Genomic DNA, 22,387 nt, shown 5'->3' with positions numbered 1-22,387 from the left:
GGGCCTTGAGGGCCTCAGCGATAGAACACGCAGCAAATCATCAACACGCGGCTATCCGGAAGGAACTTCAAACATGGATATCGGCATCGGCGAACTCTCTCAGCTCACCGGCGTCAAAATTCCGACGATCCGCTACTACGAGCAGATCGGGTTGCTGCGCGAGCGCTCGCGGAGCAAGGGAAACCAAAGACGCTACGACCACGGGGCGGTCCATCGCCTTCTCTTCATTCGCCGCGCCCGCGATCTCGGGTTCAGCATCGAGGCGATCAAGGACCTGTTTCGACTTGCCGACGCCTCGTTCTCAAGCCCGGCCGAGGCGCTCCGCATCGCAAAGGAGCAACTCGCTGCGGTCGAGGAAAAGATCGCTCAACTGGAAACACTCGAAAAGGTGATCCAGCTCGTTGCTGAAAGCGAGAATGACGGGGATCTGATCCCGCTCGATATTTTGCCCTCTAATGACAGCGACCGCGATGGCGATGCTGAGGTGAAAGCTTCAAGCAGAGGCCGAGGATCGATTCACTAGCCTCATCCCAAGGACCTGCGAAGTTGAGATACTATTCCCATGTGAAAAGGAGCCAGAACTGCATCGTGGTCGGTGCGGGACCGGCGGGCCTGATGCTCGGTCTCCTACTGGCCCGGTCGGGGAACCGCCGTCGGACAACGCCGACCTGGTTCTCGACCTGTCCCTTCTCCCAGCCGGATGCCGGGGTGCAAGCGACGGGATCGACGAGGTAATGGCTGCACATCTGCTGGAACCGGCGGTTGTAGGCTCGGTCGCGGCCGACGAAGATCGTGTCGACCGCGGTCTTCATGTTGTCGTAGATGCCCCGCGTGCAGGTGCCCCCGAAGAAGGCGAAGGCCTTGTCATGGGCGTCGAAGACCATCTCCTGCGTCTCGCGGGGATAGGCACGCACGAACAGCATCCGGCTGTGACACAGGCGGACATGTGCCACCTTCACCGTGGTCGTCGCGCCGTCGATCACCACGATCTCGTGGCTCCAGTCGAACTGGTAGGCCTCGCCTGGATCGAAGGTTAGCGGGACATGGGCGGCCGCAGATGCCACCGCTTCCTCCTTCGACCAGGAGGCCGCGTATCGCCGGACCGCATCATAGCCACCGTCATATCCTTGAGCCCGGAGTTCCTCAAAAATGCGGATGCGAGTCAGTCGCTCGCGCTTGGGCTTCCGCGCGTTCACCGCCAGCATCTCGTCGAGCATGTCTTGCCAAGGCCCGATCTTCGGCAACGGCTGAATGGTTCGCTCATAGGTGAGCTCCGTCGCACCGGACCGGATCACCTTGCGCACCGTGTTCCGCGATACTCGCAGCTCCCGGCAGATCTGCTTGATCGACTTCTTGTCCTGAAAATACGCCCGCCGGATCTTCGCTATCGTCTCCACGACCAACATCCCACACTGTGCTCCCCGATGACCTCGGGGGCATCATCCACATCAGTGTAAGGGGGTCATTTTTGGACGCCGATCACCCCGCTACGGGGTCAATTTTGATGGTGTGGATGCCCCCGCCCGACGGCATCGCGATGTGTCAAGATGGTGATGCTGAAGTCACCATAGGGAGAGGAGGCATCCATGGATGAGATTAGCATCGTCGGCGTCGATCTGGCAAAGCAGGTCTTCCAGCTTCATGGCGCTGCGGCGGACGGGCGCGCGCTTTTCCGCAAGAAACTGTCGCGGCCACAGTTCGCGAAGTTCATGGCGGCACTGCCGCCATGCATCGTGGCCATGGAGGCCTGCGGGACCGCGCATTACTGGGGCCGGGAACTCGCACTGCTCGGCCATGACATCCGGCTCATCCCGCCTGTCTATGTCAAACCCTTCGTGAAGCGGCAAAAGAACGATGCCGCGGATGCGGAAGCGATCGCCGAGGCGGTCCAGCGACCGAACATGCGGACGGTGGCGGTGAAGAGCTCCGCACAGCAAGCCCGCGCGATGCTCTTCCGGACCCGCGATCTGCTCGTTGGTCAACGCACCCAGCTGGTCAACGCACTGCGTGGCCATCTCGCCGAACACGGCATCGTTCTGGCCAAGGGCATCGCCAACGTCGAACGTCTCGCCCTTCGTCTGGAAGACGATGACCTGCCAGACTTGGTCCGGCACTTGGGGCGGATCTATCTCGATCAGATCGCGCAACTGGGGGCTGAGATCGAAAAACTCGACAAGCGCATCGTCGCGGCCGCGAAGCAAAACGGGGAGGCCCGAAGGCTTCAGACCATGCCTGGGATCGGCCCGGTCTGCGCGATGGCGATTACGGCTTTCGCGCCGGACATGCGTGAGTTCCGTAGGGGACGCGACTTCGCGGCCTGGCTGGGCCTTGTGCCACGACAGCATTCGAGTGGCGGCAAACAGAAGCTGGGTCGGACCTCTAAGATGGGGCAGCGCGACATCCGACGCCTGCTGATCGTGGGGGCGATGTCGATCGTCCATTGGCGAGGTCGCGACGGCGGGCGGCCAGGATCATGGCTCGCGCGTATGCTGGCCCGAAAGCCGCGCATGCTGGTGGCTATCGCGCTGGCCAACAAGATGGCACGCATGGTCTGGGCCATGCTCGTGCGCGAAGAGGACTACCGGGATCCAACCGGCGCGGTCTGCTGACCGCGGCGCGCGGAGCGTCGGCGATGTGAGGAGAGCGACGACCCGTATGGGCAAATGATCGAACAGATCCGGGTTGGGAAAACCAGTGGCGTGCAACGAGCCGCGAGCTCGCAATTTTGATCTGGTCCCCGATCCGCGCATCACCATACCGGCCCGCGGCATGTCTTGGCCGCACCTGAGAGGCCTGAAACATGACCGCACTCGATCACGCGCTCAAAAGGTCAGAGAAAATCCTTGCATCGAAGGGGGCATCCAAACATGCATGCCGGTTCACACAAGTGCGCTCCTCCATTGCCCGGCGCCTCGGGATGGAGATCGGTGCGCTTGCCCCGGTCGATCGTGACGTCGAGGGTGTGGTCGAGATGATGCTGGATGCGACGCAGAACTATGCGTCCCCCCTCACCGCGGAACGGCTCTTCGCCTGGCATGCCGCACTGTTCCCGACCGGGCGCAGCGGCATGGCCCGGATCGCCGTCGGCGCATGGCGCCCCCCGGAGACCGGACCGATGCAAGTCGTCTCCGGCCCCTACGGGCGTGAGCGCGTGCATTTCGAAGCGCCGAAGGCAGAACGCCTGCCGGACGAGATGGCGGCGTTCCTGGACTGGTTCGAGACGCGCGATGCCACGGATCCGGTCATCCGCGCGGCCATCGCCCATCTCTGGTTCGTGACGATCCATCCGTTCGAGGACGGGAATGGGCGTATCGCCCGCGCCATCGCCGATATGGCTCTGGCCCGATCCGAGGGGAGTGCGCAGCGCTTCTACAGCATGTCGGCCCGGATCCGGCGTGAGCGAGGAGAATACTACGCCATGCTGGAAAGAACGCAGAAGGGCGGGTTAGACATCACCGGCTGGCTCGACTGGTTCCTCGGATGCCTGGACCGGGCTTTCGACGGCACTGAAGAGGTTCTGGGCCACGTTCTGCACAAGGCACGCTTCTGGGAGGCCATGGCAGGCGAGATCTTCAGCGAGCGTCAGCGCGCCGTGATCAACCGGCTGCTCGATGGATTTGAGGGAAAGCTGACATCCTCGAAATGGGCAAAGCTGACCAAGGTTTCCTCCGACACTGCGCTCCGCGACATCACGGACCTGGTTGACCGGGGTGTGCTTGAGAAGGAGGATGCTGGTGGCCGCAGCACCAGCTACAGGTTGGTTGGGCGGGCGCGGGGCTGAAGGTTGGAGGCTACCTGGTCAGTTCCGACTCGTATCCGTAAGCAAGTCAGCGGGCCGCCAAAGCGGTTTTCAAAGCCGGCAGAACAGGTTATGCTAAGCGGCAAGCTTCGGGATTTGACGCTCGACCAATCGCAAGTATCGTTGGTTGCACGCCCCCGCAACCACTTCTGTTATAAATCGCTCCTTTGCGAGATATAACAGAACCCTAGATCAAAACACCCCGCTCGGCTTTCGCCGGGCGGGGTGTTTTGTTTGATATCTCTGCTGATAAACGTGCAGTCCACTATGGGGTAGCATCTTGACACTTGATGGACAGATCGCTCTTTAAGCTAAATTTGCCGTAGATTGTGTCAGCTATACGCCAGCCTGCGCGCGTTCTTTGAAGATTATAGAGGAGGTCAACTTTCTCACCAAAATTTTCAAAACGAACCAGAAGAACGGTTTGGTTCCCGGATTGTCCAATTTGGGAAATTTGTAAATTATCTAGGCTATAATCTTGGCCGGGGACTATGTAGTCAAAATCAAGATGGGACAGACCAAATGCTTGCTCATAGCAAGCTTCCTTTGCGTCAATCAGGTCAGCAATTTCTTCTGTGAAAAATGAACGCCGGAGCAACGGATCGTGAAAGGCCATGAAATTGGGATCCGGTAGAGTGTAGACCTGTTCAAGCAATTCTATCGCAGCAGGCTCAGATATTGTGGGTTCTCGCAAGCATCCTCCAATTGAGAGCAATATTGTACCCAGAAAGAGTTGAGTAGCTATTTGGGGTAATGGCATAAGCAATCTCTATTTGGTGCTAGAAAAGCCATGGATACTGAATTTCCAGAAATATCAATGCACAACCAGCAAAAACAAGAACAGCGACTGGAGAAATGTGCTTCAGTGCAAGATTGTATTTTTTGAACGTCCCAACCGTTAATGCCAGGATCAAAAAACCAATAATATACGCGGGCCACAAGTGGTCATAATCGACCAATCCGATAAGTTTCATAAAAGCAATGATTGCTACCGCGAAGACGAATGCGGCGAAGATAATTGCGCTGCCCAGTAAATATGAATGCCAAGATTGGGTTGTTTGCATAGTTCGAGTCCTAAACAGAACTGTGTTTTCCAAAATCTGCACCGAGCCAAGCTGCCCTACAATAGATCAATTGACCTAATAGATAATCACCCCAAAGTTAAATAAAATCTTGAAATATTTCATCGCGGGGAGGGGCTAATGGATAATCATTGGAAATCGGGATTTGTTGTAATCTCTGTTATGTCATTGTCGGGCTGTCTCACCGATCAGGTTACGCGGCCGCAGCTGGAAATGGCATCTCGGACAGTAGCCCAGCATATCAAAACCACTGGCGTTGGAAAAACGGATGAAGTTGGCGAGAATGCAGCATTCATACCCATTGTTGGTGTCTTGGTTGCCGGTGACAACGATCAGATAAATTCCCAAAGATCTGAGGGGTGGGTTTCGTCCGGAACGCTTGAAGATCGATCTGTTGCCGTGGTCATTAACTCTGTAACACGCAATAATGTGTTTTCAGGAGGGGCTAAATCTTTCGCAGCAGGCGCCCGTACCGCAGTTGTTCCTTTGGGGGAAGCCGTTGCAATCAATGCTCCCGTCGTCTTCGGGGCGGTTTATCGCGACGTCTCAGTCATCAGTTCTTCATCTGATGCTAAGCCCGACGATGATCTTGTGATTACCCCGTCAATTATTGACTATGAGCATGTATATGGTGGCGGATTTGTTTCGACGATCAGTAGCAATATTACACTTGGTTTGTCTGTAAGTGGTGGGGGCAGGCCACTTTATAGCGGTCAGTATCAATCCGGGTTTGTTGGCTCGGATTTTTCCGCAGGGTCTGAATTTTCGAGTTCAAGCCATGCAGAAAATCATGCCTATGCTGTAACAGGCGCGGTTATGACTGCCATGGGCAAGGGAATTGATGATTACCGTGCCCAGCAGCAAGTTCGAAATTGGCTGTCGGACCGTGACAAAAGCAGAACAAAGCCGGCTGACAGCGTGAATATCGCGCGGTTTGGATTGGCCGATAATTTGCGTGAAATGCTGTCTTACTGGCAGCAAGGCGGGGAAATTGAGGGTGCTCAGTTTCAGCGCGCAATCGGCTATGCCGAAGAACTGGCAACCGATGCCGGTTATGATGTAACGCGATTGCGGCAGTTACATGAGATCGCAAGGTCATCTGTAAGACGTGCTGATTTTGAAGCCGGTCTGGATGATACTCTTTCAGCAGAAGAAAAAGCGGTTCGTATTTCCGAAGTTCGAACCGCGACCTATCGCCGCGTCAATCTCGCCTATCTGACAGCATTGCTTTCGGAAACACCAGCGGCAAGTGTCACCCATATGCGAGATTATGCCAATGCCGTGCGGACGATTGGTGGTGCGGATGCACTCGATCTGGCTCGTCAGGCGGACATGATTGCGGCGGAACAGAAACTGGTTGCTACCATGGTTTCTGGCGTGCCGTTGGTTGGGGAGGCTGTTGATTTATACTCCGTCGCGACCGGTGAACATGCCCTTACCGGCGAAGAACTAGGGGCGGTTGATTATGCTTTTGCCGCCATGCCGCTTTTGCCAAGCACCATTTCGACAATTGCCCGACAATCGGACAATGCCGTTTCTGCGTTCAGTCGTGCAGTGGCGGTGTCTGAAGCAAATCCCGCCTTGGTTGCATCTGCTGTATCAAGATATACCGATGATGTGCTGAATATGACGGAAACTCTGTCAAAGCAGCATGTTAAAATTGAGTCATCCGCATTGGATGGCTTCAATGCACGGGCAATGTCAAAGATTGACGCGTTTGCAGAAACCACAGCAGGACAAACCAATCGTCAGGCCTGGCAGCGCGTGGAACAGGAAGGGGCGACCAAGGCGAACGCCGCTCTGCAAGCCATAGGAGACAAAAGTGCGAATGAGCTTTTGTCTGATCAAGCTTTTCTGGAGGCATATCAGGCAGCCAGATCCGATACCCGTGCCGTTGCTGCCCTTAAACAAGCCGACATTGGGGAAAGATCAGCACTTTTCCGGTTCGAGGAACATCTCTTTGGCCAGCTTGAGCTGATGCCATCAACCGGGCAACTGATCAATAATGGAAAAGGTGTGGTCGATCAGGATGCATTCAAGACCATTGCAACCGACCTTGCCAAGGCAATTAACAATCCGGCAGGTGGCAACCTTGCTGATGCGACATGGACCCGCATTCAGTCTGAAATGCGCAACAAGGCCGGCAAGGCCGGAATGATCAATGCGGATGAGAGTTTTGACATCGCACATTATGTTGATCCGAATGATTTGAAGTTTGAAGTCCTTAATGTAACCAATAAACCGCCCAAAGTCGGGGATATTGGTTCTGATCGCGATATTACATATCGCTTGGTTACGAACCAGACTGATAAAAACGGAATACCACTGAAGGTCGATCTACCCGCCGAGTTTGTCGAAGAACATTATCTTACCGCCCTCTATCGCAAGCTCAATCCAGGCAAAGCCCCAAAGACCGGCAATGAATTGCAGGAGTGGGGAGCCGCAATTGATCATACGGTTACCGACGAATGGGCGCTTGATGCCTATCGACCAGGGATGGATATCTTTTCCTTCGTGAATGATCGATCGTCGCGGGTATCTTCCGTGGCTGCGGAAGATATGAAGCAAACCTTTGCCTATAAAGGGCATGAATGGTTCGAGCGTGCCAAAGCCGCTGCATCAAACAACGAACTTGAGCGAGCCTTAGCGCTGAAGGCTGAAGGCGCTCGTCAGATATGGAAGCAATATGAAAATCTGATTGTTGCTCGCCTGCCGGATGGAACAAGTGTCGGGCAAGCTTTGCCCCTGAAGGCGCAAAAAACCTATTTCTGGCTTCGCAATATCGGTGAGAAAGCGGAATTTCCGGATGGGAGTATTCGTACAGTCTCACCTGTCGATGCGGAAATTGCTCTGGGTGAGATCGGATTGTCACTTGATCAGGCAGGATCCTATCTTGCAGATACGTTTGAGGCTGTGATCAAACTTCGTCCAGAGATGAGGGGAGCAGGTGCGTGAAAACAGAGCCAGAACCTGACCTGCTTTGGTGCCGATCAGGCATTGTCTGCATTATACTGGTTGGAATGATTTCTCTGACCCTGACGGAGAATGCATCTGCCTGTGGAACAGGACGTTCGTATCAGGGGTACTCAATAACAAGACCGGTGGAATCTGAGGAAAAAGCAGGAAAACACCCCGATGATGAAGCCGGAGCAAAGAACAAGAAGGCTGGTGGTCAGACCGCAAACGGTACGACGTCAGAACAGCAAAAAACTGAACGAAAAAACAAAGACTCTCTGAAGCTTATCGACCGAAAATCTTTACCCAAGACCAGGTGTTGAGTGGGTGGCCGGACGGAACATCTAATCCTGATTTGCCTCAAGGGCTGGTTGCGTCTTGCTGATTCTAGTGTTGCTGATGTGGGTTCTGGCTGCCCATAGCATGTCGAGTAGCCGCTCGCGTTTGCATTCGTGCTGCAGGCCACTGTCAAGCTGACGGCAATAATCATCAGCGATGCTTTGCCAGTCATCAAAAATCTGACGGATGGTTTGAGAAGCATCTTTCAGATAGGCGTCTTTTTCGTTTTGCAGGCGCAGAATTTCGGCGGCATGACAGCTTTCATTCAATAGTCCCCCTGCTGACCAGCATTCAAGATAGGGAATGTCATCAATTGCCGCAGCATCAATGGCGATGGCTCTCAGGCTTGAGAGGCAAATTTCGGGCTGCTGAGTCGAAAATTCAAAACGAATGCTTCGTGATTGGCTCCACCCCGGCAGATATATGGTCTGGATATCCGGGGCAAAGTCGAGTTTGCCAGTCAATGTAATACCGTTTTCAAGCGCAGCGGTGAAGTCAACTTCCTGTGACGTATTGGGTGTTTTGAAAATGCTGCAACCGAGGTCTATTTCCAGACGTTCAAAGGCAAAGCTTTCCCGCAGATGTAGTTCTATCCATCTCGTACCTGTTTCGATTGAGACTGGCAAAACCCAGGAGTGATCGTCTGCTGGGGGAACGGAGCTGCACAGATGCTGAATTTCTTCTTGAGCAGGGTCACTTGCAAGGGCGCAATAGGTCCTTGGAACCGGTGCCCCATCACTTTTAGCTGACGTTGCATATGATGAGGCAGAGATAAAAGTACAGCACCCGACAGCCAGTATGGAAAGCATTGGAATATTCAACTGCATGTCAATCTCCGCTCGGATTGTTCCTGTCATATTCTTTCGCGCGCCGCAATGGCGGCAGCGGCAGCCCGGGTGGTGACGCCAAGTGTTTTCAGCAAGGCTGATACGTGAATGCGGACAGTAAATGGCGAAATATCCAGGGCGCGGGCAATTTCCTTGTTTGATAAACCTTGCCGCAAATAAAGCAGTACTTCCTTTTGTCGGGGTGACAGGGCTTCAACCGGTGTCGGAGAAGTCTTGACCTCCCAGGCAGGTATATCGGACTCACGACAAATGACGATTTCGCCGTCCATAACCTTTGTCAGGGAATTTTCAAGAACCGCAGGAGGTGCGGCCTTACTTGTAAAGCCGTTGGCGCCAGCTTCAAGCAGAGTATTGATCACCGTATCATCGGCCATCATCGAGACAATCAATATCGGACTGATCGGAAAACGGTTTCGCAGTTCCTGAACACTGTGTGCGCCGTCAAAACCAGGAAACAGAAGATCAAGCACAAACAGGGAAGGCGGGCCAAAACGCTCTGCGGTTTCGCAGACTTCGGCATATGTCTCGCTTTCATGCACAAGGCTGCCAACAATCGCATTTTCGACCAGTCGACGTAACCCTTCCCGGAAAAGAGGGTGATCATCGGCGACAATGATATGGTTTGTCACAAGTAAACCTTTCCCTGAATGCCCAGCAGGCAGGATAGCCCGAAACAAAGGCGATCCCTATAAGGCAGATGACCTATTTTACCTGTTGGGCGGGACAGCAGATAATTGCAGATCATGATCTGGGAAAATGGAACATCGACCGATGCGTGCTGTGCTGCCATATCTGTTATGTCTAACACCCATCGCTTTTGCAGGGATATTTGTCTTTGACAGAAACTTGCCCCTGCTTCTGGTACCTGTTGGTTATTTTATCTCGGCCTCCGGTCTGGCTTTATGGCTCCACCGACAAAGTTTTTATTGTCGGTGTCTGTGGGGAATTTTGACTTTGCTGGCACTATTGGGGGCCGTTGGCACTTCATTTTATCTTCTCGGGCCAGTTCTGGTCGAAGGTCTTGCCGGAATAGCTGGGTTTTCCGGTGCGGATGAAGGGCTGATCATCGTCGCGGTTGCCAGCTTTTTTCTTGGCTTGTGGGGGCTGGCTAGCATCGTTGCTGCGAATATTATTCTTGCAGGCAGATCAATGCGGGCAGGGGCGGCGGCATTCGTTCTCTGTGTGATCGCGGCCATCATGTCCGCGTTCTGGCCATTGCTGGCCGCACTCCTTCATGGGATAGCTTTTGCCGGTCTGTTTGTGTCGAGCTCGGACGCATTTGAATCTTCTTCACAGGCTGATATCCCGTCGCGAACTCCCAGATCATAGTCAGGGTCGGCATATCGGCGGCTTACATCAATTTCCCAGGCATTGCTATGGCCATTGAATGCACGCACGAAGTTGCATCCATCGGACCAACCCTTTTGCCATTCTTTTTTGCCGTCGGGAATAGTGGGGGAGAGATAACTGCAGGCGTTTAATGCTGATAGCAGTAGTACCGAGACGATCTGGTAGCGGAGTTTGATCATATTGAAAATGTGCTTTCTTCGAGTTTTCAATGCAACATTTTATGGACCGTTACTGTTGACCAAACATTTCCAGGAAATGTTATACGATCCCGGGAAAATACTTCAGAAGCTCAATTTGAATACTTTTCGGGAGCCCACTTCGCCGTCTTATCCTAACCATCTGACAAAAATAGCCTCTTTCAGCTATCTATGTCAGCCCCTTGTTTTTTTTCGCTTTCTGAGGCCGTAATTATACATGATATGGAATTAAGCTTCGCTAGAACGGGCAGTACCCCAACAGCTTTCCTCCCCCCCGGACTATCAGTACGTTGGCACTTGAACTCCAGCTTTTTCCTCCTTTTATCGTCTTCTGAACTTTGTTCGGGAAATCGGTAAAAACATTTACAGATACGCCGCAGGCGTCAAACGGCTCTCGTAACTTGTAATCATTCTGCATTTTCCTGTCTGCGCAACCATTCTGCGTTTCGCCATGGAAGAATGCCCCGGGAACTGGAGAAAGCCCCCGTCCTTTCAGCACCCCGACTTCAAACGCCAACAAACAGGGCAAAGGCTGAATGTGTGGGCCAAACTTCTCCCACTCACTGGATGTTGCCTTTGAGTTGTCAGATGTCTCAATTTCCGGCGCGGCAAAAGACGAGATTGATGACCCGCTTGAATATGGCGACTGTGTTTGGTTTAAGCTGTTATACATCTGCCCAAGCTGACTATTGTAAGTGTCATTAATATCGGCAACGCGCTGATTATATTGTTGTTGGGCGGCAGCCACATTCTGTCCGAATTGCTGCAATGCAGGCTGCATTCGGCGGGCGAATTCGGCCCAGTCAAAGCCTGGGTCGTTTGCCTTGGCTTCATATTCCCGTGCTTCGGGATAACCTGCTGCAACGGCAAGCTCTACGTCCTTGGTGAGCCAGTAGATGTAATATCCTGGTGTGTGCCCTGCATCATCGGTGGTTATTTGGGCCCCGTTTTGCAACAGTTCTCTAAAGAGCTGTATGTTCTCCGCCGTTGCCGCTATGTGCAGGGCAGAGTAGACCTTTCCGTCCTCGCGATAGGGCACATTGACATCTGCACCGCGCTGCATCAGCCATCTCGCCAGATCAATCCGGCCAATGGCCAATGCCGTTATAAACGCATTACTGCCGTTGGGGTTGATGTGATTGATATTCGCACCGGCATCAACCAGGATTCGTGCAATTTCCGGGCGTCCGCCGGCAACTGCATAGGTCATGGGGGAATATCCCTTGTTCCAGTTGCTCGATGCAAACCGCGAATCAGGATGAACGCCAGCAACAAGAAGTGCATCTACAGCAGATGTGTCATTAGCTGCTATCGCAGCGACCAATGCGAACCCACTGAGCATCATGCGACATTGCATCGTTTCCTGATCCCAGTTGACACATTCTCGCGACAGGATGTTGGCTGTTTTCGGGTTTGAGGCCAGCTTTTTGATTTCGGCCATATCCTTGCTTTTGATCGCCTCGGTAGCCCTTTTGACCAATTCGGTATAACCAAGTTCAGACGTGAACCTTGTTGACCAAGTGCCCTTATTCCCTGCGGCATCGGTCACACGTACGGTAAAATTGGATGTCCCTTCATTTTTGGCGACGACTTCAAAAGAAAAGGTTCCTTCTTCCGATGTTGCCCGTGGTCGCCAGCCCAGTATTGCGACATCATCGATATAGATTTTCCAGTCAAGCGGACCCTGGGTTTGTTTGGCCAAACGCAGATCTACAAATTCGACATTACCTGAAATGATTGTCGGCTGAAAAGGGCTGGCTGACACGATATCAAGCGGCCCAGCCTTTGTTTCCAATCCTTTGAGATATTCAGCAATTTCCATATGTCCCTTGAGAGAGGCATAATGTGACGCTGTGCCTGATTTTCCCTTCATTGCGGGACTGGCGCCCCCGTCAATCAGGGTCTGGACCGTTGCCATGTTTCCACGCGCCGCGGCAATGATCAAAGGTGTCAGGCCATTGGCCGCAAGCCGGTTCGGTTGCGCCCCGGCAGAGATCAAAAGGGGAATAATATCTGCGCGGCTGCCATTGGCAGCATAGCCAAGCGCATCGATGCCATCACCATCCACAGGGATAACCGACGCTCCGGCAGAAAGAAGTGTTGTGACGATTTCCTGTTGCCCTTTGAAGGCGGCAAGCATCAGGGCAGTTCTGCCATCCTTACGCGGCTTGTCAACTGGATAGCCATGTTTGAGCAGGAAGGTAATCGCACTTTGGGCATTTTTGTCCAGGGCGGCGGTTAACGGAGTCTGATCGCGGCCGAAAAATGCCTGATCAAGTGAAACACCCGATGCCAAAAGACGGGCAAGGCCGTCTTGTCCGTCACCTTCGCTGATCATAAGGACTATACCCGCATCCAATGCGTTGTACCCTTGATCGGGAATGGTTTTTAACGGATCTCCGCCATCGGCCAATGCAGCATCGATTGCATCAAGGTCGTTTCTGCGGACCGCAAAAAACAGCCGTTCATCCGCATCTCCTGCTGTTTGCAGGGATGCCAGCATAGTTTCAACAGTTTGGAGCGTTTGTGCTTCGGCTTTGGCTGCATAGCAAGCACGACGATATTCTTGCGAGGCAACTTCCCAAGCGGCTTCTGCCCGGTCTGCGGTTTCTTGTGCAACCATGGGCTCTATGCGTTCGGTCATGTAACGACCAGCATAGATCTTTTTCTGTTTGGCAATCGCCAATCCATCCCCGATGAAGGGGCGGGGAACGTCCTTGCCCTGAAGATTGGCGTAAGCCCCAGGATCATCCCAGAACTTGTTCAGTTCTGCTTCAACGGCCTGATCTCCGCCGCGTTGGCGCAAATCGACCCAAAAGGCTCCGTTCCGTCCGCCGCTATCATAATATTCCCGGTAGGCATTATACCAGTTAGCATTGTAGGCAGCATGGGCAGCTTCACCAAAGGATGAAACTGCATAGTCAATGAAACTGGCGGAGGCCATCATTGCCCCCATGGTTCCGCCTGCAACCTTTGCCGTGATTGTTCTGGCAATTGACAAAGCAGACTGAGCAGCTTTGGCTTTTGCATAACGATCACCGGTTTGCATACTGGTGATTGTCCAGTCGATCAGATTGATAGCATCCACGGCAATACCGACACGATCCATCCAGATATTCAGATCGTCGGTAACAGCAACACCTTGTTTGATCTTGGAAAGGGTTTGGGCAATGCGTTGCTGATCAACGGGGGCGCCTTTGGCAAGTTTCAGCATCTCGGCATGGCTGAGTGACAGTGCCTTTTCGGCAAGTGCCCGTGAGGGGGCCGTTGCCAGACCTTCACCCATGCCATAGGCCATTATTGTCTTGCTGGCGGTATCGGAAGTCATGCTCCAGGCTGACGAGATTGCCTTGCGCATATAATCGTTTTTCTGCGCCGGGTCCTTGATTGCCAGCATGGCGTCGCGATGTTCGTATACGAAATCCACTGCCAGGCATTCGGCCTGAAGCGATGCCGGAACCATAACCGTAAGTGAAACACCGGAAAGCAGAACGATCAGATTGCGGCGGAGATGTTTCATTATCGTTCTCCACTTTCGGCTTCCAGCGCCCTGATGGCCTCATTGATCGTTTGGCGCCGAGTTTCACTGCCGGGGCGGAATTCCAGATTGCTTTTTTGGTCCGGGGATTTTGATGTGCCGGGCTGCTGGAAATCAAGGTTTCCATCCTGAGCCGGGGTTTGGTCTTGCATTTGTTTGATTATGGGTGTCAGAGCTTCCACCTGATCCCTGATGGAACCTGAAGATGCCGGGAAAGCGATGGTAAGGAACACCAATGTCAGCATGATCATCTTCATCACCGGACCTCCTTTTCAACGGTGGTTGCAACAGCAAGGGCTTGTGCCATCAGATCTTGTGCGTCAGCATCGGCCAAAAGTGCCTGATCAAGTATTTGCCATGCCTGAACATAAGGTTTCCACCAGCCAGCAGTGGGGGTGGAATACCCCTGAAGATATTCATTCGCCTTGTTCATGAAATTGCGGGCAGCTTGCCAATGCATGGACCCGCCATCACATCCGGGAACATTGGACCGTGCCCCGGCATTCAGTAAGGTTTTCAGTCCTTCAAGACCGGTTTGGCTGTTCAATTCACCCAGTATCTTTTCAAGAACAGGTCTGCCGTGAACAGGGCAGGCGTCTTCGGTGGTTCGGGCATTGGGGTCCGCGCCGGCAGCAAGCAGGAGGGGGACACAATCCATTCTGCCACCACTGATATGCAAAGCGGTATGCCCGGCGATGTCTCGGCCATTGGGGTTTGCTCCGGCTTGCAATAATGCTTTGGCAAATTCTCCACGATCTCTGGAATAAAATGCCATGCAGGCCCTTTGCAGCGGTGGTTTTCCAGTGACGGGTTCGTTCGGATTAGCACCAGCAGCCAATGCGGCCCTGACCAGCTCAATATTTGAATCACTCAGTCCGTAATAAAGGTTCCGCGACGGGTCCGCATAGCCGGGGGTGTGGAGTACCAATAGCAATGCTGCTCCGATCCAAAGTGCCTTCACGTCAACCCTCCCGAAACATTTGCAACTCCGTTAGGAGAATAGTCACAGCAAAATTGCCGCTCAATACTATGTATGTACTAGTCGACCTTATGTTTTGTCCAAAACGGTTTGATGGACGAAAAAATATCAATCAAAAGTTTAGTTTCTGCTGATCTAAAAGGTCAAGATAGCTTCGAGGTATACGAGACATCCTGTGTCGGGCGGCACGCAAGCAAAGACCAAACTGCTCGGCAATTTAATGTCGAGATGTGTGGCAACTGGCATTATTCTGCCGCTCTATGGTCTGTGCACTGCGCCCAACACCACCAGCCAGAGGTGGGTGGTATTGGGTGAAGGTCGCAGCTTCTCTTGAAACAGAGAGACGCCTTCATGAGTTGTCTCGGTTTACGGAAGCGTGAAAACATAGGGCTTTTCTGTTGGTATCATTGCCGCCCAGGAACCCCTGGGGTTTTTGACTGCGAAATGGGCGACAAGCTCTTTCACATCGGCGGGCATTTTCGATGCATTGAAGCGAAGCTCGAAGGGGAATTTGTCATAGTCCTTTGCGCCAGTAGTGAATATCTGTTCAGCAGTGGAAGCCATACCCTTGATCGCTTGGGCTGTCTTTTGACCATTCTTTGTGACGACCTGACTTACTGCCACGACGATTTGGGCCTCAATCGCCTCCATACAGCAGCGACTGATCTTGCCGCTGAAAACGATGTCAGATCCTTCAATGCGATGGGAGACATCCTCAATCTTGTTGGGGGCGAGCTTCGCGCTTAATGCCTTCTTGTCAAAGATCAAACGGCCATCGGGGACGCCATAGCGGCTGCGTTGGGGCCCCTGCGGATTGGAGGTAAGATAGGCATGGGTCGATATGCGTTCTGCAACATTCTTGGGATTATAATATTCCCGCGAGGCGATCTTGAGTACTGCTGTAATGAATGGAGCCGCAAATGATGTCCCCTGAATTGTTTCATCATCGGGCGGGACAATGAAAGTCCCTGGCCCTATGACGTGCGGGATGATATTGCCATCCAGGGTTGTTCCGAAACTGGAATAATATGCGGGCGCGTTTTTCCCGCCCTTGGCCTGGCGCGCAAAAGCACCGGCGATCATCACATACGGGCTTTCTACCATTCCATACGCTGTATAGGATTGGTTGCCATCATTGCCACCAACGATCTTGAAACGTGCACTTCCCTGTACTGCCAGTGTCATTTCCCGCCCAACAAATTTCTCTGCCTGTTCACTTGGTTGTATCCAAATGACATAAGGTTTGTCTTTTAATGGCGGCGCGACTGACCGTATTGTGATTTGGCCTGGCGGGGTTTTACGCTTTTTTGGGGGGTCGTTGTTTGCAATGTAATCTAATTGAATCTCGCCGTTAGTTGCTGATTTGTGGAATATTTGGGTTTTTCCATCTATTTTTTGTCCCAATATCACCGTGACGGGTGGATCAGCAGGTTCGGCTTTCCAATAGAGATTCAGACTGTGTGTTTTGCTGGCAGATGGATGGATGGTTGCGGAATAACTGTTGGTGGCGTCCGCTCCTGCTATCTTGATATAGCCTTTCTCGATTTCGTTGATCGTCCATGTGTGATAGTTATCGCGTTGGTTACCCGCAGCGATCAGGGCGAATACCTTATATTTGTCAAAAAGTTGCAGGATATCCTTTGTGCTTGCGGATACTCCATTATACGGGGATGAGTAGCGACCCAAGCTCATATTAACAAACTCGACCCCCATATTAGAAATATCCTTCACAATCAAAGGCATTGCTTTATTAAAAATCTTACTTTCCAAGGGGATTTCATACAGGAAGAACCGTGCCTTTGGCATGAGCTTGTGCGCGATCCGAAGAACCTGAAAGCCGTGGTCACTTTCGGTTTTGAATTCTGTGCGTGGCCTTATTTTGTTTTTCTGAGCTTCGGGAAGCTGGGCTGCCCATTCTTCATATCCTTGGAAACCGGCATCTATGATTGCGACCTTTAGCCCATCAATTGGCAGTGCCGATTTCTCGGTATAACCGATGGCATTCAGGCCTTCTTCAACGCTAAAGGGTATTTTGCCCAGTTCTTCCGAATGGCTGTCAACAGGTAAAGCCAGCGTGAACAGAAGGGCTGCGACCAAGGCGTAAAAGCGGACAAAGAGCAATTTCATCAATCGACCTTTCGCGTTATTTATAATCAACATTAGAGGTCGTGGTTAGCCGCGCGCCCCGCCACCACCGGAACATTTGACCTCAAGTGACGGGCCCTGAAGGCCTTTCTTCAACGCATCGCCAATTTTGACAAAACTGCCGGGTTCGGTTTCCGGGGCCTGTGGTTTGGGAATTTCAAACTTGGTTTTCTCGGTGATTTTCAGAACACCGCTTTCATGCAGATAAATCTGAACCATCGAAGATTCTTCGACAGCGATAATATCAGCGGGTTCTAACTTCATCCCGACTTTGACCGGATAGCTTCGCATTCCCCTGACAACAAAAGCGCGGCCGCGTATTTCGCGAACCTCGCCGCCGGGACGCGGTTCGGGGCTGGCCTGTTCAACAGCGGGGCATGGTGCCGGTGGGGGATCGAACTTGTAATCTTCGGGTTTGCGCCATGTGGTCGCAAATTGAGTTTTTGTCATGATGGGGGCAGAGGATTGCTTGCTCCATTGGCTTTGACTTTTGGCGCAAGAGGCTTGAGCTTTGCTGGTGCTACACCCAACGGCTGTCATCGACGCAACTGCATCGCACCAGGCATTGGCCGCCGACATGCCGTTATGGGTTTGCGAGACGATTTGCCTTTGCAGGCTGTTCAGTTCCGACCAGGTGTTATCAAGTTGGGCGGCCATGTTTTCTGCCTCGGCCATTTTGCCATCCTTGCGAAACTGCCGATAGCTGGACTTCTGGGCGTTTGCGGTTTTTATCGTCGCATTGAACTGATCAAAAAGTTGCCAGATCGAGCGCCCCGCACTTTGCACAGCCTGAAATGTTCCCCTATGTCCTTCGAGCAATGCCCTGCAGTCAGGGCCTTTGCGTTCCGGGGCTTCTGTTTGGGCGTAACCGGAAGCTGAAAACAATAAAGGTACGGAAATGCTTGCAGCACAGAAAAATTTGGATGCCAAAGACATTGGAACCTCCATCCACCATCAATCTCATGATCAAACATCATAAACCATCTGGTTTGATGTGCCCGACCAATATTAGTTTATGGTTGTTCTTTTCGTGATGCAATTAGGTTGTATGTGCTACCGGATACTCCGGTGTCGCCAGTTGTGAGCTTTCAACAGGTTGTCCGTTATCAAGCTTCATGGAGGTGATGGGTTCGAGGTCGTATCTCGATGTCGTCTGGTCGCTGCAATCAGCAAAGACCTGAGTTGCCCGGGCTGCACAGGTTTTCTTAATATCGGTACGGATAATGTACGGCATCTGATGGTAAGATCCTCTTCCAAACTCGCTGTTAAAAGAGCGGCAGGAGGCTTGTGTCCCTGACGGTGGAGTTGTTCCAGCCAATCTATTCCCGACATATCTGATCCAAAGGATTGATCAATAATCAGGAAATCTGATTGAGGAAGACCGGCAGGCAGTGAATTGAACACTGTTGTCTTGCATCCCCAGCTTCCGAGCAACGAAGCAATTCCGTCGGCACAAAGAGCATCGTCGTCAATTATGGTGACCCTGAAATTTTCAAAATTTCGAGGTTTTCTGGTGTCGGGCTGTTCACTGGGACGTGGCGATGTTTGTGCAATGCCAGAAACAATGAAACGGCTTCCTTTTCCTTCAAGGGAATAGACGGCAACAGTTGCACCGATTAGATCTACCATTCTTTTAACAATGGCAAGACCAAGTCCTAGTCCGTCAATTCCTTTCATAAGAGCTTCCGGCAATCGGGAGAATTCTTTAAAAATTTCATCGTATTTAGCTGGCTGTATCCCTTGTCCCCGATCAATAATCTCTATCGACAAAGTGTTTTTTACTTGACGACAGCCAACCAGAATGTCTTTGCCAGGCGCATATTTGATAGCGTTGGTCACAAGGTTCTGCAGGATGGTTTCAAGCAATGCCGGATCGGTTCGTACCCATCTTCGGGTAGGGACAGTGCGTATTGTGATTTCATTCTTCTGCGCTAGCGCTTCAGTTTGACGAATGACCTGATCAATTACTTCCTGTATCGGAAATGCTGTGGCTTGCACAGTAATCCGGCCAAGATCCAGGGCGGCGATATCAAGCAGAGAACGAAACAGTCTGGAAAGACTGGCGAGAGACAACCCGACCCTGTCCAATATTTGGAGGCTCTCAGGATCTGTTGTTTTTTCTTTCAAGTGAGCGATAAAAAGTCCGGCAGCATGAACCGGTTGGCGCAAGTCATGACTGGCCTGCGCAAGCAGTCGCGACTTTGCCTCATTGGCGTCTTGGGTAACTTTGAGCGCCTGATCGAGCCTATGCCGGACATCTTCAAGTTCGTTAACTTTTGCATCCAGACTTTTGTTGAGTGCGACGTTGTTGGCCAGAAATCGGTACATTCGCCAGCCAAGAATAGATAGCATCACGCCAAATAGCAAAATCAGGATGCCTGCTACCCGGTTTTCGAGATTGGTGCCGGCAAGAAAATGCGCAACCGACAACATAGGAATGGATGTCCAGAGCGATAGGTAGCAGGAAACAAGATAGCTATGTTGAGAGCTCACCGCACCAAGTGCCGTGCCGCCGAGAGCCAAAGTGTAAAACAACAATTTATCGGGTGTTTCCAGGCTACATAAAATTGCACCTGTACCCCAAATCAAACCTGCAACCGTTGTGAACATGGCGTGAAGATGAAGCCAGTGCTTTGAATTTAGCTGCAGGCTTGTACTTCCAAAGGAATATACAGCGCTTGTCCCTCCTAGAAGGACGGATATCAAAGCCATGGCGGCAAGCCATTCGAAGGGCCACTTGGGTGTTCCGCGGAGAACGAGGAAACATAGCGTCACAACACACAGGTGCACAATCCAGCTACCTATGCCAAGCCGGAACAGGTATTCTGCTTTCCAGTGATCAGGGAAAAAGCTTTGTACTTTGATAAAAAATCTCCTGAATAGGACGCAAAGAAACAAAATAAATTGGTTTTTCTCTTGAATCACGTCAGATGCATACTTGCATATTCAGGTTTGGATACAAATAGTCTGCATGTGCTAGAGCGCGTTTGCGAATTTTAGCTCATTATTGTGTGAGCAAAGCGGATAAGAAGGTTGGCACTTGGTTGTCGAATTCTGTTGATAGGGGAGGCTCGTGCCAGATCAAAATTTGATAATTAGAGCGTCACAAAACGGCAGAACAGGTACGGTGCTTCTTTCTTGGACACTGCTTTTGGGAGGAGTGACTTTTGTGATCGCGTCACCCGGCTTTCTGTCAGCATATCCCGCAGCTGCTACGGTCTTGCTGGGGGGGCTGATCTTGCTTGCTCTTGGTTCTTCAGTTGAAATGTATGGTGTGAAACATCTTGGTCATGGCAGTCTGATACTTTCAACCAATGGCATTTTACTTAAGAATATATGGAAAAAGGACAGGTTCTTCGAATGGGAAGAAATTGATCATTTTGATCTTCGCTTGCATGATGGACATGACCATAAGTCGAACCTACAGGCGGGATTCTATCTGAAAAACAGTGTTGAAGGTCGAGACAGGTTTGTAAAGTTCTCATTGGATTTGGAGCTAAATCCCACTCAATTGATTGAAAAGTTACAGGACTTCAAAGATCAGAATTCACACGATTAATCATAGTGATTGTTGGGTCTACTGTACTTTTGAAAACTTTATCGCATGGGGTGCATATTTATCTTTGTTGCGCGGTGTGTAAGAGATATTGACCTAAAAAGGGTAGAAAAGCTTCTTTGCAGCGAGCGTTGGCGTAGAACAGCGTATGTAGTTGCGCGCCCCCGCAACCAACATTAAATAAGCTCGCCCTTGTGGCGGGCTTTTTTAATGTTCGCTTGCCGGGTGCATACGGATTGGAAGATCGCAAACAGGCCATGCCTGTTTGCAGGTTCTTTGCGAAGGCCAAAGGCCGGAGCTGGCGGAGCCCATAGGGCGGAGACTAATCCTGCCCCCGCAACCAATAAAAAGACCCTGCCCCCTTCGGTGGTAGGGTTTTTTTATTGCCCAGAGAGTCAGTCTTAGGCCACGACCGTCGTCCCTGAACAATGCGAGGTTGCAAGGCGGATTATGTTAGGATCGTCCTCGTCGGGTGCGGGGCAGTAAATCCGATGCCCTATTTGCACGTATTAAAGTCAGCGGATCAAAACTCAATGTGATGAAACAGTGGAGGACAGATCATGAAGACGAGTGGAAAATGGGGTGGATTTGCTGCGGGGTTGATTACCGCAGCATTGGCCATCGGTGCATCGGCGCAGGCCCAGACTGTTAAAGTAACGCCGCTTGGTGCGGTTGATGGCGAGTTCTGCCCGCTTGATCGGGCGATGATATTCGAAGATCCGGATGGTACCCGTATTCTTTACGACACCGGTCGAACGGTGGCCGGGCCAGACGACGCGCGATTGGGCGAGATTGATGCGGTATTGCTCAGTCATATGCATGGCGACCACCTTGGTGACCGTCATATCGAGGCGGTGAATGCAACCGAGTGCGGCAAGCCATCCTTCCCGGTTGATGTCCGGTCCGTGTCGAACACGGTTCAGATTGCACATGCCAAGGATGCGTTGATCGTAACCGGTAGCGAAATGCCCGGTATTCTGGGGCGCAAACTTGAAAGTATCGGGGGTGATCCGGACAAGTCCGTTCTGGTGCGTTTCGGGGCTTCGCGCATGGTCGGTGGTGTGAGTATCACCACGGTTCCGGCTGTGCACAGCAACGGCGTTTCAGGTGACTTCCTTGGCGGGCCGCTGGGTGAGATGCTTAAATCTTCCGGGGTGACCGCGTATGCAGGGCCGCCGACTGGTTATGTCCTGACCTTCTCGAACGGATTGTCGGTCTATCTGTCCGGTGATACGGGCATCACGGCCGAACAGGACGCTGTGGTGCGTGGCCATTACGGTGCGAAGCTTGTGGTGATGAATATCGGTGATACCTACACTACCGGCCCGACAGAAGCCGCCTATGTCATCAATGACCTGATCATGCCAGCATCGGTTATTCCATCGCATGCCAATGAATGGGCAACGGATGGCGGTAATGTGCGTTCCGGTACCCGGACCGAGGCCTTTATCAACGCAGTGAGTGTTCCGACCCATGTTCCGCTGAGTGGTAGGACCATGGAATTCGACAGCGCCGGGATCTGTTCAGCCGGTTGTTAAGCCTTGATCGGTTCGAATATGAAAAAAGGGCGGGATTTACCCCGCCCTTTTTGTTCGTATG

At 52.1% G+C, this 22,387-nt stretch carries 18 protein-coding genes and 2 pseudogenes; 9 read left to right on the top strand and 11 right to left on the bottom strand.

Translation table 11 applies throughout. The annotated features are described in order from the left end of the window. Positions 1–73 precede the first annotated feature (73 nt). Entirely contained in the window at positions 74–523 is a 450-nt protein-coding gene (locus DY252_RS20625; RefSeq protein WP_064788633.1) for a MerR family transcriptional regulator, read from the top strand. 41 nt (positions 524–564) lie between these two features. Next, positions 565–621, top strand: a pseudogene (locus DY252_RS22785) (hypothetical protein); the annotation flags it as partial. A gap of 26 nt (positions 622–647) precedes the next feature. Here DY252_RS22785 and istA read toward each other — a convergent pair. Further along, positions 648–1,406: pseudogene (gene istA, locus DY252_RS20615) on the bottom strand (IS21 family transposase); the annotation flags it as partial. Positions 1,407–1,586: 180 nt separating this feature from the next. Here istA and DY252_RS20610 point away from each other — a divergent pair. Next, positions 1,587–2,609 carry an IS110 family RNA-guided transposase gene (locus tag DY252_RS20610; protein ID WP_064788634.1) on the top strand — a complete coding sequence of 341 codons (1,023 nt, stop codon included), beginning with the start codon at positions 1,587–1,589 and terminating at the stop codon, positions 2,607–2,609. Positions 2,610–2,800: 191 nt separating this feature from the next. Further along, on the top strand, positions 2,801–3,781 hold the full coding sequence (locus tag DY252_RS20605; RefSeq protein ID WP_082923446.1) for a Fic family protein: 981 nt from the start codon (positions 2,801–2,803) through the stop codon (positions 3,779–3,781). Between the two features lie 283 nt (positions 3,782–4,064). On the opposite strand, the gene DY252_RS20600 is transcribed toward DY252_RS20605, so the two are convergent. Together DY252_RS20600 and DY252_RS20595 are read right to left on the bottom strand one after the other, a co-directional pair. Beyond that, positions 4,065–4,415 carry a DUF3828 domain-containing protein gene (locus DY252_RS20600; RefSeq protein ID WP_165374931.1) on the bottom strand — a complete coding sequence of 117 codons (351 nt, stop codon included), beginning with the start codon at positions 4,413–4,415 and terminating at the stop codon, positions 4,065–4,067. 163 nt (positions 4,416–4,578) lie between these two features. Beyond that, positions 4,579–4,863 carry a hypothetical protein gene (locus DY252_RS20595; protein ID WP_062959819.1) on the bottom strand — a complete coding sequence of 95 codons (285 nt, stop codon included), beginning with the start codon at positions 4,861–4,863 and terminating at the stop codon, positions 4,579–4,581. Positions 4,864–5,001: 138 nt separating this feature from the next. Here DY252_RS20595 and DY252_RS20590 point away from each other — a divergent pair, with 138 nt between their 5' ends. Both DY252_RS20590 and DY252_RS20585 read left to right on the top strand, forming a co-directional pair. Next, positions 5,002–7,836, top strand: a complete 2,835-nt coding sequence (locus tag DY252_RS20590; RefSeq protein ID WP_064788636.1) for a pre-toxin TG domain-containing protein — start codon at positions 5,002–5,004, stop codon at positions 7,834–7,836. Next, positions 7,833–8,159 carry a hypothetical protein gene (locus tag DY252_RS20585; protein WP_129542783.1) on the top strand — a complete coding sequence of 109 codons (327 nt, stop codon included), beginning with the start codon at positions 7,833–7,835 and terminating at the stop codon, positions 8,157–8,159. The genes DY252_RS20590 and DY252_RS20585 overlap by 4 nt, the downstream gene beginning before the upstream one ends. A 21-nt stretch (positions 8,160–8,180) precedes the next feature. Here DY252_RS20585 and DY252_RS20580 read toward each other — a convergent pair whose 3' ends face one another. Beyond that, positions 8,181–9,002 carry a hypothetical protein gene (locus tag DY252_RS20580; protein ID WP_129542782.1) on the bottom strand — a complete coding sequence of 274 codons (822 nt, stop codon included), beginning with the start codon at positions 9,000–9,002 and terminating at the stop codon, positions 8,181–8,183. A 26-nt stretch (positions 9,003–9,028) separates the two neighbouring features. Further along, positions 9,029–9,652, bottom strand: a complete 624-nt coding sequence (locus tag DY252_RS20575) for a LuxR C-terminal-related transcriptional regulator (protein WP_064788638.1) — start codon at positions 9,650–9,652, stop codon at positions 9,029–9,031. 142 nt (positions 9,653–9,794) lie between these two features. Here DY252_RS20575 and DY252_RS20570 point away from each other — a divergent pair, with 142 nt between their 5' ends. Next, a complete protein-coding gene (locus tag DY252_RS20570; protein ID WP_064788639.1) occupies positions 9,795–10,352 on the top strand; it encodes a hypothetical protein in 558 nt (185 codons plus the stop codon). A gap of 456 nt (positions 10,353–10,808) precedes the next feature. On the opposite strand, the gene DY252_RS20565 is transcribed toward DY252_RS20570, so the two are convergent. The 6 genes from DY252_RS20565 to DY252_RS20540 all read right to left on the bottom strand — a co-directional run bounded on the left by DY252_RS20565 (position 10,809) and on the right by DY252_RS20540 (position 20,157). After that, positions 10,809–13,856: an ankyrin repeat domain-containing protein gene (locus DY252_RS20565; RefSeq protein ID WP_165374930.1), complete on the bottom strand. Its 3,048-nt coding sequence runs from the start codon at positions 13,854–13,856 to the stop codon at positions 10,809–10,811. Positions 13,857–14,089: 233 nt separating this feature from the next. Beyond that, positions 14,090–14,365 carry a hypothetical protein gene (locus DY252_RS20560; RefSeq protein WP_064788641.1) on the bottom strand — a complete coding sequence of 92 codons (276 nt, stop codon included), beginning with the start codon at positions 14,363–14,365 and terminating at the stop codon, positions 14,090–14,092. Further along, a complete protein-coding gene (locus DY252_RS20555; RefSeq protein ID WP_082923447.1) occupies positions 14,365–15,069 on the bottom strand; it encodes an ankyrin repeat domain-containing protein in 705 nt (234 codons plus the stop codon). Before DY252_RS20555 ends, DY252_RS20560 begins: the two co-directional genes overlap by 1 nt. 384 nt (positions 15,070–15,453) lie before the next feature. Further along, entirely contained in the window at positions 15,454–17,214 is a 1,761-nt protein-coding gene (locus DY252_RS20550) for a S8 family serine peptidase (protein ID WP_064788643.1), read from the bottom strand. Positions 17,215–17,259: 45 nt separating this feature from the next. Continuing rightward, complete coding sequence (locus DY252_RS20545) at positions 17,260–18,018, bottom strand: FecR family protein (protein ID WP_064788644.1); 759 nt, start codon at positions 18,016–18,018, stop codon at positions 17,260–17,262. A gap of 327 nt (positions 18,019–18,345) precedes the next feature. Then, complete coding sequence (locus DY252_RS20540; protein ID WP_064788645.1) at positions 18,346–20,157, bottom strand: hybrid sensor histidine kinase/response regulator; 1,812 nt, start codon at positions 20,155–20,157, stop codon at positions 18,346–18,348. A 148-nt stretch (positions 20,158–20,305) separates the two neighbouring features. Between DY252_RS20540 and DY252_RS20535 the strand changes: the two genes are divergently transcribed. Both DY252_RS20535 and DY252_RS20530 read left to right on the top strand, forming a co-directional pair. Next, the gene (locus DY252_RS20535) at positions 20,306–20,791 is read left to right on the top strand and encodes a hypothetical protein (protein WP_129542781.1); all 486 of its coding nucleotides are present in this window, start codon (positions 20,306–20,308) and stop codon (positions 20,789–20,791) included. Between the two features lie 557 nt (positions 20,792–21,348). Beyond that, complete coding sequence (locus DY252_RS20530) at positions 21,349–22,326, top strand: MBL fold metallo-hydrolase (protein WP_064788647.1); 978 nt, start codon at positions 21,349–21,351, stop codon at positions 22,324–22,326. Positions 22,327–22,387: the final 61 nt, after the last annotated feature.

This window comes from Thalassospira indica (assembly GCF_003403095.1).
In the GTDB taxonomy this organism is placed as follows: Bacteria; Pseudomonadota; Alphaproteobacteria; order Rhodospirillales; family Thalassospiraceae; genus Thalassospira; species Thalassospira indica.
This window is presented reverse-complemented; position numbering and strand designations above follow the sequence as displayed.